Here is a 16,125-nt window from a genome sequence, read left to right on the forward strand (position 1 = left end):
ACCGGCTGGGTTCGCCGGGGGCGTCAGTTGAACTGGTTCATCGTGTTGTGCTGGCCGCCCGCCTTGAGAGCGGCGTCACCGGCGAAGTACTCCTTGTGGTTGTCGCCGATGTCGGTTCCGGCCATGTTCTGGTGCTTGACCGCCGCGATCCCGCCGCGGATCTCACGGCGCTGGACTCCCTTGACGTAGGCGAGCATCCCCTCGTCGCCGAAGTAGCCCTTCGCGAGGTCATCCGTCGACAGTGCAGCCGTGTGGTACGTCGGGAGCGTGATGAGGTGGTGGAAGATCCCCGCGCGGGCCGATCCGTCGCGCTGGAACGTGCGGATCTTCTCGTCGGCGAGCCGCGCGAGCTCCGTGTCGTCGTACTCGACGCTCATCAGTTTGTCGCGGTCGTACGCCGAGACGTCCTCACCCTGCTCCGCGAGCAGGTCGTACACCTGCTGACGGAAATTCAACGTCCAGTTGAACGACGGGCTGTTGTTGTAGACCAGCTTCGCGTTCGGGATCTCCTCGCGGATCGCGTCGACCATGCCCGCGATCTGCTCGACGTGCGGCTTCTCGGTCTCGATCCACAGCAGGTCGGCGCCGTTGCGCAGCGACGTGATGCAGTCGAGGACCACGCGCTCCTCACCGGTCCCCGGGCGGAACTGGTACAGGTTGCTGGCCAGGCGCCTCGGCCGCAGCAGCGCACCGTCGCGCTTGATGACCACGTCGCCGTTGCCGAGCTCCGCCTCCGAGATCTCCTCGACGTCGAGAAACGAGTTGTACTGATCGCCGAGATCGCCGGGTTCACGGGTGACCGCGAGCTTCTGGGTGAGACCGGCGCCGAGCGAGTCGGTGCGGGCGACGATGACGCCGTTGTCGATGCCGAGCTCGAGGAACGCGTAGCGGACCGCGTTGAGCTTGGCGATGAAGTCCTCGTGCGGCACCGTGACCTTGCCGTCCTGGTGGCCGCACTGCTTCTCATCGGAGACCTGGTTCTCGATCTGGATCGCGCAGGCGCCGGCCTCGATCATCTTCTTGGCGAGGAGGTACGTCGCCTCGGGATTGCCGAAGCCGGCGTCGATGTCGGCGATGATCGGCACCACATGGGTCTCGTAGTTGTCGATCTGCGACTGGATGAACTCGATCGCGGTCTCGTCGCCGCTCGCACGAGCCGCATCGAGCTGGGTGAACAGCAGGTCGAGCTCACGTGCGTCGGCCTGGCGGAGGAACGTGTAGAGCTCTTCGATCAGGGCGGGAACGGCCGTCTTCTCGTGCATCGACTGGTCGGGGAGCGGGCCGAACTCGGAGCGCAGCGCCGCGACCATCCAGCCGGAGAGGTACAGGTAGCGCTTGTTCGTCGACTTCAGGTGCTTCTTGATCGAGATGAGCTTCTGCTGCCCGATGAAGCCGTGCCACACCCCGAGCGACTGGGTGTAGACAGAGGAGTCGGCGTCGTAGTCGTCCATGTCGCGGCGCATGATGTCGGCCGTGTACTGCGCGATCTCGAGTCCTGTCCGGAAGCGGTTCTGCGCCCGCATCCTCGCGACCGACTCCGGGTCGATGGCTCGCCATGCGGAGCCGTTCGCGTCCTTCAGCGTCTGGATCGCGTCGATGTCGTTCTCGTACTGGGTCATGTCAGGTCCTTCGTCGTCGGTGAGCGGTCAGTCGGTCTCGGTGAGGTACCGGGAGTAGGCGCCGAGAGTGAGGAAAGCGGGGAACTCCTCGCGCAGCGCCACCTCGCGGAAGATCTCCGCTGCATCCTCGAAACGGTCGCCCGCGGAACGGGTGGCCTGGGCGAGCACCTCGCGGATGAGGCCTTCGACGTACTCGGGTGTGATCGCCGTGCCGTCTTCGGTCGTCCGGTCCTGGTGGATCCACTGCCACACCTGCGAGCGGCTGATCTCGGCGGTCGCGGCATCCTCCATGAGGTTGTCGATGGCCACGGCTCCCAGGCCCCGCAGCCAGGCCTCCAGGTAGCGGATCGCCACCGACACGTTGTCGCGCACGCCCCGTGCCGTGATCGGACGCCCGATGTGCAGATCGAGCAGATCGGATGCCGTCACGTGCACGTCGTCGCGCTGACGATCGACCTGGTTCGGTCGCTCGCCGAGCACGGCGTCGAACTCCGCCTGCGCGGTGGGGATCAGATCGGGGTGGGCCACCCAGGTGCCGTCGAAGCCGTCGCCGGCCTCGCGCTTCTTGTCGGCGGAGACCTTCTCGATCGCCCGCGCGGTCACCTCAGGGTCGCGCCGGTTCGGGATGAATGCGCTCATGCCGCCGATCGCGTAGGCGCCCCGTTTGTGGCAGGTCTGCACGAGCAGATCGGTGTAGGCCCGCATGAACGGCACGGTCATCGTGACCTCGCTGCGGTCGGGCAGCACGAAGCGTGCGCCGCGACCGCGGTAGTTCTTGATGATCGAGAAGATGTAGTCCCAGCGCCCGGCGTTCAGGCCCGCGCAGTGGTCGCGCAGCTCGTAGAGGATCTCGTCCATCTCGAAGGCCGCAGGCAGGGTCTCGATCAGGACAGTCGCGCGGATCGTGCCGTGGGGGATGCCGACGTACTCCTCGGCGAACGAGAACACGTCGTCCCACAGTTTCGCCTCCTCGCTCGACTCGAGCTTGGCGATGTAGAAGTAGGGTCCGCGGCCCGCGTCGATCAGCGCCTGAGCGTTGTGCAGGAAGTAGAGGCCGAAGTCGACCAGAGAACCGGATGCCGACATCCGCCGGCCCGCGCGATCGGTGAAGTCGATGTGCTTCTCGGGCAGGTGCCATCCGCGAGGACGCATCACGATCGTGGGGGTGCGCTCGGCGGTGACGCGGTACTCCTTGCCAGGACCCGTTTCGGATGCGGGGGCGGTGTAGGACAGCTCGCCGCGGATCGCATCCCTGAGCGACAGCTGTCCCTCGATCACGTTCTGCCACGTGGGGCTCGTCGCGTCCTCCTGATCGGCGAGCCAGACCTTCGCACCGGAGTTCAGGGCGTTGATGGTCATCTTCGGGTCCGTGGGGCCGGTGATCTCGACGCGGCGGTCCTCGAGGCCGGGGCCCGCGCCGGCCACACGCCAGTCGCGATCCTCGCGGATGTGCGCGGTGTCGTCGCGGAACCGGGGGTCGTGCCCGTTGCCGATCTCGAAGCGGCGACGCATCCGGTCGGCGAGGCGGTCGTGGCGACGTCCGCCGAATCGGTGGTGCAGCTCGGTGAGGAACGCGAGGGCCTCAGGCGTGAGGACCTCGTCGTAGCGTTCGCGGATCGGGCCCGTGACTGCGATCGCCGGCCCCTGCTGCGCCGTCTGGATCGGTGCGGTGATGGTGGGAGTGCTCATGATCAGAAGTCCTTTCTTCGGTCGATCCGGCCTCGACGCCGGGTGGCTTGAACACCACTCTGGGTGAACTTCCGCACCTCGACCGACCAAACGGCGTGTGAAGATTGATCAAAATTCTGTTTCTGTGACAGAATCACGGCCATGACCGCTTCTTTCGTCGAAGAAGACGCCGACGCCCTCACGATCGGCCGCCGCATCCGTCAGTTGCGCACGTCTCGCGGCATGACCCTCGACGCCCTCGCGGCGGCGGTGGATCGCGCCCCGAGCCAGATGTCGATGATCGAGACCGGCAAGCGCGAGCCCAAGCTCACGCAACTGCAGGCGATCGCCCGCGCCCTGGGCGTGTCGATCGACGCGCTGCTGGAGGGCGAGCCTCTCGACGAGCGCAGCGCGATCGAGATCGCGCTCGAGCGTGCGATGAAGGGGCAGACGTTCCAGTCCCTCGGCATCGAGCCGTTCCGCATCGCGAAGAGCCTCCCGACGGACGCCCTGAAGGCTCTGCTCGCCCTGCACGGCGAGATCGACCGGCTCAAGGACGAACGTGCCGCCACGCCGGAAGAGGCGAGGCGGGCGAATGTGGAGCTCCGGCACCTCATGCGCCGGCAGGACAACCACTTCGCAGATCTCGAGGCCAAGGCATCCGAGATCCTCACCGCGGTCGGGCACTCGGGCGGACCACTGACCCAGCGCGCGGCATCCGAGATCGCCGCCTATCTCGGTTTCACGCTGCACTACGCGCCCGACCTCCCGCAGACCACGCGCAGCGTCGCGGATCTCGCGAACGGGCGTCTCTATCTCTCCAGCCAGGTGCAGGCCAAGGGCGATGCGCGCACCTCGGTGCTGCAGGCGCTGTCGAGCCGGATGCTGGGTCACTCCGAACCGCGCAGTTATGCCGAGTTCCTGCGCCAGCGCGTCGAGACGAACTATCTGACCGGAGCGCTCCTGATCCCCGAGGATCACGTCGTGCCTATGCTGAAAGAGGCGAAGAGCCGCCGGGCGATCTCGATCGAGGATCTCCGCGACGCCTATTCCGTGTCGTACGAGACGGCCGCGCATCGCTTCACGAACCTCGCGACCCGGCACCTCGACATCCCGGTGCACTTCCTCAAGGTGCACGAGTCGGGCACGATCACCAAGGCCTACGAGAACGACGACGTCAACTTCCCGACCGACAGGCTCGGCGCGATCGAGGGGCAGATGTGCTGCCGTCGATGGACGAGTCGCGTCGTGTTCGACGAGGACGACCGCTTCAATCCCTACTACCAGTACACCGACACCGGCAACGGCACGTACTGGTGCACGGCCCGAGTGGAGGCGTCGAGCGAAGGGCTGCACTCGGTCAGCGTGGGCGTGCGCTTCGACGACACGAAGTGGTTCGTCGGTCGCGACACCCCGCATCGCGGAGTGTCGAAGCACTCGGTCGAGGTGTGCTGCCGACGGGCTCCGGCCGACCTGGAGGAGCGGTGGCGCGAGAACTCCTGGCCGAACGTGAAGACCCCTCGAACCCTGCTGGCGACTCTTCCTACCGGCGCCTTCCCTGGCGTCGACACCACCGACGTGTACGAGTTCCTCGAGGCGCACGCCCCGGTGTGAGCGCCGTCTCCTCGGGCGCGTTCCGGTCGCAGAAGATCCCGGTATCGCCGCCGAATACCGGGACTTTCTGCGACGGGAACATCGAGAGCCGGCTCAGGCGCCGATACCGCGGAGCACGATGTCGAGACCGCGTTCGAAGGCGGCGTCGACATCGCCGCCCTGACGGAAACCGCCGTTCTGCTCCATGGTGCTGAAGCCGTACGCCCACGCCGTGAGCGTGCGTGCGGCCGAGAGCGGGTCTTCGGGGGAGAGCCGTGTGACCGCGGCGAGCAGGGTGGCCATGAGTGGTGCGACGAGCTCCGGCGAAGGGCCCGCGAGCCGGGCAGGCGCGCAGAACAGCAGAGTGGTGACCTTCGGCGAGCGGGAAGATATGCCGCGCAGGGCGCGGGCGGTCCCGGCGAGCAGTTCGCGGGGGTCGTCGACCCGCCGGGAGAGCTCGGCGATCTCTTCGCCGAGCTCGCGGGCGACGTCGTCAGCGGCGAGCCGCAGCAGCTCATGACGGTTGGAGGCGCGCTTGTAGAGGCTCGGTGCGCGCACCCCGACCGCGGCTGCGACGGCGCTCATCGTCACGGCATCCACTCCGTCCTTTTCCGCGATGGAGCGGACGGCGGTCACGAGCGTTTCGGCGCTGACTCTCTGCGGGGCGGGCATGACTCCAGCATATGGCTATTGACCGTAGCCATCAAGGCTATGTATCGTAGCCAACATGACAGCTCAGATCCTCCGCATCGGCGACGACATCATCGCCATCCACGCGATCGTGACCGATGAGGGCGTGACTCTCATCGACGCCGGACTCTCCGGCGATCTCGGCATCCTCCGCAAGGCCCTCGCAACGGTCGGGCGCGACATCGCCGACATCCGTGGTGTCGTGCTGACCCACGGAGACGACGATCACATCGGCATCGCCGAAGAGCTTCGTTCGCGCCACGGCATTCCGGTGCATGTGCTCGAACCCGATGCAGATCTGGCCACGGGCGCGGTTCCTGCACGAGGGGTGAAGCCCGACGCCTGGCGTCTCGGCCCGTCGCTCGGCTTCATCTGGAAGGGACTGCGCCGAGGAGCGCTGCGCAAGACGCATCCGAAGGTGGTCACCGCGATGGCCGACGGCGACGTCCTCGATCTGCCCGGTCGCCCCGAGATCATCTCGATCCCCGGCCACACGAAGGGGTCCGCGGCCATCAGGGTCGCCGAGGTCGAGGCGCTCTTCCTCGGAGACGCCATCACCACCCGTCACGTGCTCACCGGTGCAGCGGGGGCACGCCTCGCGCCGTTCAGCGACGATGCGCCGCAGACCAGGCGAAGCCTCGAGACGCTGCGCGACCTGCCCGAGTCGCGGATCTTCCCCGGTCACGGCCCGGAGTACCGCGGCACCGTGGCCGCGCTGCTCGAGGAGCTCGACAGGCGTGGGTGAACTCCCCTCGGCCCGGGGGAGCACGACTCAGTCTCTGGCGGTCTGCAGCAGCGTCCACACCTCGGCACGGGCGGGGAACGAGGCCAAGTCCATTCCCAGCAGCTCGCCGGCCTGAGCGATCCGCGAGCGCAGGGTGTGCCGATGCACACCGAGCGCGGCAGCGGCGGACTCGGCCTTGGCATCGTGTTCGAGCCACGTGCGAAGCGACTTCTCGAGGTCTCCGGTGTGCCGCTGATCGTGCGCACGCAGCGGAGCGAGTCTCGACTCGGCCACGACGCGCGCCTCGTCGGTCGCGAGAGCGCTGAGGATGCTCGAGCCCACCGAATCCGCGTAGCGGACGGCTGCGGGGTTCCCCTGCTGTCGCAGCGCGGTGAGGGCCTGCGCGTGTGCGCGGGAGAAGGCGTCGTACGGCTCCGGTGCGGAGATGCCGATGCGGATGCCGAAACGCGCGGCGACCTCGTCGAACAGCGCCTCGTCGCCGGCCGACACGCAGATCACCACGCCATCGTCGGTCTCCGCCACGAAGGACGCTGTGCCGTGCTCGGAGCGCCGGCGCTCCCACCAGTCGACGAGGGGCCCCGCGGGCGCATCGGCGGCCACCGCCACCACCACCGGGGCGGCAGGGATGCTGCCGAGCACCCGCCGGGCGAGGGAGGGATCGTCATCTCGCAGCGATCCGAGCAGCTGCGTGTGCAGACGCCGACGGCTCCGCGCGAGCTGTTCGCTCTGCTCGAGCGCGAGGCCGGCCATCGCGATCACCGAGGTGACCACGGTGCGGGCCTCGGGGTCGAGGGCGTCGAGCGCGAGCGCGATCACCCCGCGCAGGTGGCCCCCGCGCCCCACGGTGAACAGCATGAAGGTCTGAGTGCCGATCGTGAGGGCCTGCCCGGCCTCGAGGCCCCGGGTGAGCACCTCCATCACGCGCTCGCCGAGGAGAGCGAGGGTCTCGAGGTCGAGGCCGTCGCGCGGGTGAGCGAACCGCAGAGCGCCGGCGGCGTCGTACATGCCCGTCCAGGCGTCGAGCCTGCGACCCAGCTCTGAGATCGTCGCGTCGAGCCCGTGCGGACGGAGAGCGGCCAGGGCGAGAGCGCGCTGCGTGTCGAGGGCCCAGGAGCGGCGCGCGTAGGCCTGCGCCGCGATCGCCTCGGAGTGTGCCCGCGCGACCGCGATGAAGGGCGTGCGGTACGGCACTTCGAACAGCGGCATCGCGTGTGCGTCGCACGCTGCGAGGAGCTCATCGGGGATTCCGGAGCGGTGCACCTCGGTGCCGAAGCCGAGGCCGAGCACGCCTCGATCCGACAGTCGGCGCACGTACACGTCGATCTCGGTGTCGACGTCGAACTGCGTGCCGGTGGTCAGCAGCGCCAGGTCTTCGGAGAGGAACGGCGTCGGGTCGGCCAGATCCGAACTGTGCACCCAGCGCAGTTCACGATCGAGGGCGCCCGATGGCAGGGCCTGCTCATCGGAGACGAGCGTCAGGTCGAGATCGCGCCGGTGCAGCAGAGCGCGCAGCGTGGGGTGATCGGTGTCAGGCATGTATTCCTTGGTTGTACACATCGGTGAATCTCTGATCAAGATTGTACAGAGCGGCGAATGCGTGGAGGAAGTGCTGCGGCATACGCTCGCGGACATGGCACTCCTCGACACCGCAGCTGTTGCAGTTCCCCTCGGCGGACCCGACCTCCCGCAGGAGCGTCGCCTCGTGACCGAGCTCCCCGGCCCCCGTTCGGCCGAGATCCTCGCCCGCAAGGCGGATGCGGTCGCCGCCGGCGTCGGTCACACCGTCCCCGTCGCAGCCGTCGCCGCCGGCGGCGGAGTCGTCGTCGACGCCGACGGCAACTCGCTGATCGATCTCGGGTCGGGCATCGCGGTAACCACGGTCGGCAACGCGCACCCGAAGGTCGCGGCCGCCGTCGCCGCTCAGGCAGCGCAGTTCACGCACACCTGCTTCATGATCTCGCCGTACGAGTCGTACATCGAGGTCGCCGAGGCCCTCAACCGCGTCACCCCCGGCGACTTCGCCAAGAAGAGCGCGCTGTTCAACTCCGGCGCTGAGGCGGTCGAGAACGCGATCAAGATCGCCCGCAAGCACACCGGCCGCCAGGCTGTCGTGGCCTTCGACCACGGCTACCACGGCCGCACGAACCTCACCATGGCGCTGACCGCCAAGGCGATGCCCTACAAGAGCGGGTTCGGCCCGTTCGCACCCGAGGTGTACCGCGCCACCGCGTCGTACCCCTTCCGCGACGGACTCACGGGAGCTGAGGCTGCGGCCCGCGCGATCCTCCAGCTCGAGAAGCAGATCGGCGCCGACAACCTCGCCGCCGTCATCATCGAGCCGATTCAGGGCGAGGGCGGCTTCATCGTCCCCGCCGACGGATTCCTCCCCGCGATCGTCGACTGGTGCCGCGCCAACGGCGTCGTCTTCATCGCCGACGAGGTCCAGACCGGATTCGCCCGCACCGGTGCGATGTTCGCCAGCGAGATCTTCGGCATCGAGCCCGACCTGATCACGACAGCCAAGGGCATCGCGGGCGGTCTTCCGCTGGCCGCGGTCACCGGCCGCGCCGAGATCATGGACGCCTCGCACTCCGGTGGTCTCGGCGGCACCTACGGAGGCAACCCGATCGCCTGCGCCGCGGCGCTCGCCGCGATCGATGTGTTCGAGAACGACGGGATGATCGAGCGCGCCCGCGAGATCGGCGAGATCCTCAAGACCCGTCTCGCGGCGATCCAGCAGAGCGACGCCCGCATCGGCGACATCCGCGGCCACGGCGCGATGATCGCGGCCGAGTTCGTGGACCCCGAGACAAAGGCTCCGGATGCCGCGCTCACCGCGGCCGTCGCCAAGGCGTGCATCGCGCAGGGCGTGATCGTCCTCACGTGCGGCACCTACGGCAACGTCATTCGCTTCCTGCCTCCGCTGTCGATCGGCGACGACCTCCTGAACGAGGGCGTCGACGTCGTCGCAGCGGCACTTTCGGCACTCTGAGCCGATATCAATACGTCCGGCCGCGACTCGTGTCGGGGGATTTCGAGTCGCGGCCGGCACATTCTCTTCACGACAAAGGAGTTGCACGATGACTGAGATCACTCGCGACGTACTGATCATCGGCGCCGGTGCCGCAGGCACCACGGCCGCCAACGACCTGCGCAGAGCCGGCCTGTCGGTCGCCGTGCTGGAAGCCAGAGACCGCGTCGGCGGACGCCTGTGGACCGACGTCATCGACGGCGCCATGCTCGAGATCGGCGGACAGTGGGTGTCTCCCGACCAGGACGCGCTCAAGGACACGATCGAGGAGCTGGGTCTCGAGACGTACAGCCGCTATCGGGACGGCGACAGCGTCTACGTGGGCCCCGATGGGCAGACCCACCGCTTCACCGGTGAGATGTTCCCCGTGTCCGCCGAGACCGAGAAGGTCATCGCCGAGATCACTTCGCTGCTCGACGCGATGGTCGCAGAGATCGACCCCGACCAGCCGTGGGCGCACCCGAGAGCCCAGGAGTGGGACACGATCACGTGGGACGCGTGGCTGCGCCAGCAGACCGACGACGACGAGGCCGTCCGCAACCTCGCCTTCGCCACGGGCTCCGCCATGCTCACCAAGCCGACGCACGCGTTCTCCTTGCTGCAGTCGCTGCTGATGGCGGCATCCGCCGGTTCCTATTCGAACCTCGTCGACGCCGATTTCATCCTCGACAAGCGCGTCGTCGGGGGTCTGCAGCAGGTCCCGGTGCTGCTCGCCGAGCGTCTCGGCGACGACGTCTTCCTGAACCAGCCGGTGCGCACGCTCGAATGGTCCGACCCTTCGACAGGCTCAGGGACCCAGTTCGTGATTGCGACCACCGACGAGATGACCGTCAAGGCGCGATACGCGATCCTCGCGTTCGCGCCGGTGCTCTACAACCGCATCTCCTTCGTGCCCGCGCTCCCGCGCCGCCAGCACCAGATGCACCAGCACATCTCCATGGGCTTCGTGATCAAGGTCCATGCGGTCTACGAGCGGCCGTTCTGGCGTGAGAGCGGCCTGAGCGCGACCGCGTTCAGCCCGTACGAGCTCGTGCACGAGGCGTACGACAACACCAACCACGGCGACGACCGCGGCACCCTGGTCGGCTTCGTGTCCGACCAGAACGCCGACGACGTGTTCACCCTCACGGCCGAGGAGCGCAAGGAGCGCATCCTCGAGTCGCTGTCGCACTACTACGGTCCGGAGGCGAAGAACCCGGTCGTGTACTACGAGAGCGACTGGGGCACGGAGGAGTGGACCCGCGGCGCATACGCCGCCAGCTTCGACATGGGCGGTCTGCACCGCTACGGCGCCGATCTGCGCACGCCCGTCGGGCCGATCCACTTCGCCTGCAGCGACCTGGCCGGAGCCGGCTACCAGCACGTCGACGGCGCGATCCGCATGGGTCACCTCGCCGCATCGAACATCGTGGCCTCGAGCCGCGACGCAGGCTGATGGCCGGCGCGATCGTCGTCGGCTACACGGCGACGGATGCCGGGGCCGATGCCGCGGCCCTCGGCGCGCGGCTCGCGCGCAGCCTTGGGGCGGTGCTGCACCTGGTGATCGTGCTCCCCTCGGAGGGCACCCGCAGCGCCGCCGTGCCTCCGGAGCGCGCATACGAGGATCACATCCGCCGCCAGGCGAAGGAGTGGCTCGAGGATGCCGTCGTCCGGCTGCCGCAGGAACTGACCCGCACCGCGCATGTGCGCTTCGGCGACTCGTTCGCCGAGGGGCTGATCGCCGCCGGCGAGGAGTTCGACGCGCGATTGATCGTGATCGGCACGGCGAGCGGCAGCATCTTCGGCCGTCACCGTCTCGGAAGCGTGGCGTCCGAGCTGCTGCACTCCTCGACCATCCCCGTGGCCCTCGCACCCGCCGGCACCGCAGACCAGGATGACCACGTCCTGCCGCGAGTGACCGCCGCCGTCGGCAACCGAGCCGGTGCCGACAACCTCCTCGACGAGGCCGCCGCGATCGCGACCGAATCCCAGGTGGGGCTGCGTCTGGTGTCGCTCGTGCCGTTCGACGTGCCACCCGGTCTCGACACGGGCGCGATCCGCCTGGTCGGCGACCAGCACGCCCACGACGTGCTGACCGTGGCACAGGGCCTTCTGCCCGACGAACTGAAGGCCGAGGTCGAAGAGGCCCCTGGTGACACCGTCGAGGATGCGGTCGCGAATCTCTCGTGGCTCCCCGGCGAGGTCGTGCTCGTCGGCTCCAGCCGACTGGCGCAGCCGCGTCGTCTGTTCCTGGGCTCCACCGCAGCGAAGATGCTGCACGAACTGCCCGTACCCATGATCGTCGTCCCGCGCACCCGCGCCGAAGCAGGAGTCCGCTGATGAGCAGCTCGAACCGGGCGACGGAGCCCGAATCCGGTGTGACGACCGGCATCTCCCAGAAAGGACTGAGCGCAGGGGCGGTCGGCGTCGTCGGAGCAGTCGTCATCGGCGTCTCCACGATCGCCCCGGCCTACACGCTCACCGCGTCGCTCGGACCGACGGTCGCCGTCGTCGGCACGCAGGTGCCCGCGATCATGCTCGTCGGATTCATCCCGATGCTCCTGACCGCCTTCGGCTATCGCGAGCTCAACCGCATGATGCCGGACTCGGGCACGTCGTTCACCTGGGGAGTGCGGGCGTTCGGCCCGTGGATCGGCTGGATGACCGGATGGGGCCTCATCGCCGCCACCGTCATCGTGCTGTCGAATCTCGCCGGCATCGCCGTCGAGTTCCTCTTCCTGTTGATCGCCCAGGTCAGTGGCAACCCGGGGATCGCTGACCTCGCGTTCAACCCGTTCATCAACGTGTTCGTGTGCCTGCTCTTCATGCTCGGCGCGACGCTGGTGTCGTACCGCGACATGCAGACCACGCAGAAGTTCCAGTACGTCCTCGTCGGCTTCCAGGTGCTCGTGCTCATCGTCTTCGCAACGGTCGCGATCGTCAAGGCCGTCTCGGGCGACGCCCCCGAGCCCACCGCGTTCTCGTGGTCGTGGTTCAACCCGTTCGAAGTGCCGTCGTTCAGCGCATTCGCCGCAGGGCTGTCGCTGTCGATCTTCATCTTCTGGGGCTGGGACGTCGTCCTCACCATGAACGAGGAGACCAAGGACCCGGCGAAGACCCCGGGCCGTGCCGCCATGGTCACGGTCGTGGTGGTCGTGGCCCTGTACCTGCTGCTCGCGATCGGCCTGATCATGTTCGCGGGCGTCGGCACGGGCGAGTACGGCCTCGCGAACGAGGACATCTCGGCGAACGTGTTCTTCGCGTTGTCGGATCCGATCCTCGGGCCGCTGGCGTTCCTCGTCTCGCTCGCCGTGCTGTCGAGTTCGGCGGCGTCACTGCAGTCGACGGCCGTCGGTCCTGCCCGCACACTGCTGGCGATGGGGCACTACGGTGCCCTGCCGAAGAAGTTCGCCAGGGTCAGCCCGCGATTCTTCACCCCCGGGTACTCGACGATCGTCTCGGCAGTGGTGGCATCCGTCTTCTACGCCGTGATGCGGCTGGTCAGCGAGAACGTCCTCACCGACACGATCCTGTCGCTGGGCATGATGATCTGCTTCTACTACGGCCTCACCGCCTTCGCGTGCGTGTGGTACTTCCGCAGGCAGTGGTTCGATTCGGCTCGCAGCTTCTTCTTCACCTTCCTGTTCCCGCTCGTCGGCGGCGCCATCCTCGCGGTGCTGTTCGTGACGACCCTCATCGACTCGATGGACCCTGCCTACGGCAGCGGGTCGAGCATCGGCGGCGTAGGCCTCGTGTTCGTGCTCGGCGTCGGCATCATCGGCGTCGGCATCGTGATCATGGTGTGGCAGGCGATCCGCCGACCCGCCTTCTTCCGCGGCGAGACGCTGGGCGCGGACGCCCCGCCCAGCCTGCGCCGTCGCTGACCCCCCCGCACGCACTCACAGAAAGAGAACCCATGAGCACTCAGACAGAGCAGGCTCTGCTCGACAGCATCCCCACCGGCCTCTTCATCGGCGGCGAGTGGGTCGACGGCGAGACCGGCGCGACCTTCGACGTGCAGGACCCGTCGACCGGAGCGGTCATCCGCACGATCGCCGATGCCACCCCGGCCGACGGCATCCGCGCCCTCGACGCCGCTGTCGCGACACAGGAGTCGTGGGCGGCCACTGCGCCGCGGACGCGCAGCGACATCCTCCGCCGTGCCTTCGACCTCGTGCAGGAGCACAAGGAGGACATCGCGCTGCTGATGACCCTCGAGATGGGCAAGCCGCTCGCCGAAGCACGCGGCGAGGTCGGCTACGGCGGCGAGTTCCTGCGATGGTTCAGCGAGGAGGCCGTGCGCATCGCCGGTCGCTACGGCTTGAACCCCGAGGGCACCGGCCACATGGTCGTGTCGCAGCGCCCCGTGGGTCCGTCGTTCTTCGTGACGCCGTGGAACTTCCCGTTCGCGATGGCCACGCGCAAGATCGCCCCGGCTCTCGCCGCCGGCTGCACGGTCGTGATCAAGCCCCCGGCGCTCACGCCCCTGACCACGATGTTCTTCACCTCGCTGCTGGAGAAGGCCGGTCTTCCGGCGGGCGTCGTGAACGTCGTGCAGACCTCGCGCTCGAGCGCGCTGTCTGCTCCGATCATCGCCGACCCCCGTCTGCGCAAGCTCTCGTTCACGGGTTCCACCGAGGTCGGCCGCAAGCTCATCGCGCAGGCCGCCGAGGGCGTGCTGCGCGTGTCGATGGAGCTGGGCGGCAACGCGCCGTTCGTCGTGTTCGAGGACGCCGATCTCGACAAGGCTGTCGAGGGCGCGCTCGCCGCCAAGTTCCGCAACATCGGCCAGGCCTGCACGGCGGCCAACCGCTTCATCGTGCACAAGGACATCGCGGCCGAGTTCGGGCGCAAGGTCACCGAGCGCGTCAACGCGATGAAGATCGGCCGCGGCACCGAGGACGGCGTCGCGATCGGCCCGCTCATCGATGCGGATGCCGTCGCCAAGGCTGCCGAGCTCGTCGGCGACGCCGTCGACCGCGGCGCCACTCTGCTCGCGGGTGGCAAGGCCCTCGAGGGCACGGGCACGTTCTACGAGCCGACCGTGCTCACCGACGTCGTCGCAGGCTCCGCCATCCTCCGCGAGGAGATCTTCGGCCCCGTGCTCGCGATCGCGACGTTCGAGGACGAGGATGAGGCCGTGCGCCTCGCCAACGACACCGAGTACGGACTGGTGTCGTACGTGTTCACCGAGAACCTGCAGCGCGGACAGCGGATGATCGACAAGCTCGAGACCGGCATGATGGGTCTCAACGTGGGCGTCGTGTCGAACGCAGCGGCCCCCTTCGGCGGCGTCAAGCAGTCCGGCGTGGGGCGCGAGGGCGGTCTCGAGGGCATCCACGAGTACCTGTCCACCAAGTACACGCTGATCCCGGTCAGCTGAGAGGACGAAGAAATGACCGACTACGCAGTCATCAACCCCGCCACCGGCGAGACCGTGGCCACCTACGACACCTTCACGGACGCGCAGATCGACGACGCCATCGCGCGCGCACACGCCGCGGCATCCGTCTGGGGAAGCACTCCCGTGGCCGAGCGGGCGGCCGTGATCCGCCGGATCGCCGAGGGCCACCGCGCCCGCCGCGACGAGTTCGCAGCGATCATCGTGCGCGAGATGGGCAAGCCGCTGGCCGCCGCCGTCGGCGAGGTCGACTTCGCAGCCGACATCATCGAGTTCTACGCCGACAACGCCGAGAAGATCAACGCCGACCAGCCGATCGACATCCTGGGGGAGGGCACCGCCGTGATCCGTCGCGCACCCCTCGGCGTGCTGTTCGGCATCATGCCGTGGAACTTCCCCGCGTACCAGGTCGCGCGCTTCACCGGTCCCAACCTGGTTCTCGGCAACACGATCATCCTCAAGCACGCTCCGCAGTGCCCCGAGTCGGCGGCGCTGCTCGAGGAGATCTACCGCGACGCGGGGTTGCCCGACGGCGGTTACGTCAACGTGTACGCCACGAACGAGCAGTCCGCGACGATCATCGCCGACCCGCGCGTGCAGGGCGTGTCGGTGACCGGTTCGGAGCGCGCGGGCGCCGCCGTCGCCGAGGTGGCCGGACGCAACCTGAAGAAGGTCGCGCTCGAGCTCGGCGGATCCGACCCGTTCATCCTGCTGTCCACCGACGATCTCGAGGCGACGGTGCAGGCGGCCGTCGACGCGCGTCTGGACAACAACGGCCAGTCGTGCAACGGTGCGAAGCGCTTCATCATCGCCGACGAGCTGTACGACGCCTTCGTGGAGAAGTTCACCGCGTCTCTCGCCGCCGTGACGGCGACCGACCCGACGCAGGAGGACACGGTGCTCGGCCCGCTCTCCTCGCTGGCCGCAGCGGAGAATCTGCAGAAGCAGATCGACACCGCGGTGTCGCAGGGCGCGACGCTGCTGACCGGTGGCACTCGGGAGGGGGCGTTCTTCGCCCCGACCGTGCTCGCCGACGTCACGGCAGACATGGACGTGTACCGCGAGGAGCTCTTCGGCCCCGCGGCGGTCGTCTACCGCGCCGAGGGCGAGGACGAGGCCGTGGCGATCGCCAACGACACTTCGTTCGGTCTCGGCTCCTATGTGTTCACGACCGACGCCGATCAGGCAGAGCGCGTCGCGAACAACATCGACGCGGGCATGGTCTACGTCAACGTGGTGCTCGCCGACAGCCCCGAACTGCCCTTCGGGGGTGTCAAGCGCAGCGGCACCTCACGTGAGATGGGGCTGCTGGCCGCAGACGAGTTCGTCAACAAGAAGCTGATCCGCGTCGCCTGATCGCGTACGGAAGGAGGGGACGGATGCCGCGGCATCCGTCCCC

At 68.1% G+C, this 16,125-nt stretch carries 12 protein-coding genes; 8 read left to right on the forward strand and 4 right to left on the reverse strand.

The window, feature by feature from the left end:
* Positions 1-23: 23 nt before the first annotated feature.
* Positions 24-1,619: an isocitrate lyase gene (locus tag ACI3KT_RS02235; protein WP_404902270.1), complete on the reverse strand. Its 1,596-nt coding sequence runs from the start codon at positions 1,617-1,619 to the stop codon at positions 24-26.
* A 27-nt stretch (positions 1,620-1,646) separates the two neighbouring features.
* Positions 1,647-3,308: a malate synthase A gene (aceB, locus tag ACI3KT_RS02240; RefSeq protein WP_292909439.1), complete on the reverse strand. Its 1,662-nt coding sequence runs from the start codon at positions 3,306-3,308 to the stop codon at positions 1,647-1,649.
* 141 nt (positions 3,309-3,449) lie between these two features.
* On the opposite strand from aceB, the gene ACI3KT_RS02245 reads away from it, so the two are divergent.
* On the forward strand, positions 3,450-4,901 hold the full coding sequence (locus ACI3KT_RS02245) for a helix-turn-helix domain-containing protein (protein ID WP_292909437.1): 1,452 nt from the start codon (positions 3,450-3,452) through the stop codon (positions 4,899-4,901).
* 93 nt (positions 4,902-4,994) lie between these two features.
* On the opposite strand, the gene ACI3KT_RS02250 is transcribed toward ACI3KT_RS02245, so the two are convergent.
* A complete protein-coding gene (locus ACI3KT_RS02250) occupies positions 4,995-5,552 on the reverse strand; it encodes a WHG domain-containing protein (protein WP_404902272.1) in 558 nt (185 codons plus the stop codon).
* Between the two features lie 55 nt (positions 5,553-5,607).
* On the opposite strand from ACI3KT_RS02250, the gene ACI3KT_RS02255 reads away from it, so the two are divergent.
* Positions 5,608-6,315, forward strand: coding sequence for an MBL fold metallo-hydrolase (locus ACI3KT_RS02255; protein ID WP_292909433.1), 708 nt, complete (start codon positions 5,608-5,610; stop codon positions 6,313-6,315).
* 27 nt (positions 6,316-6,342) lie between these two features.
* Here the strand turns inward: ACI3KT_RS02255 and ACI3KT_RS02260 are convergent, their stop codons facing one another.
* Complete coding sequence (locus ACI3KT_RS02260) at positions 6,343-7,851, reverse strand: PucR family transcriptional regulator (RefSeq protein ID WP_404902275.1); 1,509 nt, start codon at positions 7,849-7,851, stop codon at positions 6,343-6,345.
* 94 nt (positions 7,852-7,945) lie between these two features.
* Between ACI3KT_RS02260 and gabT the strand changes: the two genes are divergently transcribed.
* From gabT to ACI3KT_RS02290, 6 genes are all read left to right on the forward strand, one after another.
* Positions 7,946-9,307, forward strand: coding sequence for a 4-aminobutyrate--2-oxoglutarate transaminase (gabT, locus tag ACI3KT_RS02265; RefSeq protein WP_404902277.1), 1,362 nt, complete (start codon positions 7,946-7,948; stop codon positions 9,305-9,307).
* Positions 9,308-9,395: 88 nt separating this feature from the next.
* A complete protein-coding gene (locus tag ACI3KT_RS02270) occupies positions 9,396-10,781 on the forward strand; it encodes an NAD(P)/FAD-dependent oxidoreductase (RefSeq protein ID WP_307298533.1) in 1,386 nt (461 codons plus the stop codon).
* On the forward strand, positions 10,781-11,665 hold the full coding sequence (locus ACI3KT_RS02275) for a universal stress protein (RefSeq protein ID WP_292909425.1): 885 nt from the start codon (positions 10,781-10,783) through the stop codon (positions 11,663-11,665). Before ACI3KT_RS02270 ends, ACI3KT_RS02275 begins: the two co-directional genes overlap by 1 nt.
* Positions 11,665-13,209, forward strand: a complete 1,545-nt coding sequence (locus ACI3KT_RS02280) for an APC family permease (protein ID WP_404902279.1) — start codon at positions 11,665-11,667, stop codon at positions 13,207-13,209. The genes ACI3KT_RS02275 and ACI3KT_RS02280 overlap by 1 nt, the downstream gene beginning before the upstream one ends.
* 32 nt (positions 13,210-13,241) lie before the next feature.
* Positions 13,242-14,708, forward strand: coding sequence for an NAD-dependent succinate-semialdehyde dehydrogenase (locus ACI3KT_RS02285; protein ID WP_404902280.1), 1,467 nt, complete (start codon positions 13,242-13,244; stop codon positions 14,706-14,708).
* 12 nt (positions 14,709-14,720) lie between these two features.
* Positions 14,721-16,082, forward strand: a complete 1,362-nt coding sequence (locus ACI3KT_RS02290; RefSeq protein WP_404902283.1) for an NAD-dependent succinate-semialdehyde dehydrogenase — start codon at positions 14,721-14,723, stop codon at positions 16,080-16,082.
* Positions 16,083-16,125 lie beyond the last annotated feature (43 nt).

Source organism: Microbacterium sp. ZW T6_19 (assembly GCF_044987465.1).
GTDB lineage: Bacteria > Actinomycetota > Actinomycetes > Actinomycetales > Microbacteriaceae > Microbacterium > Microbacterium natoriense_A.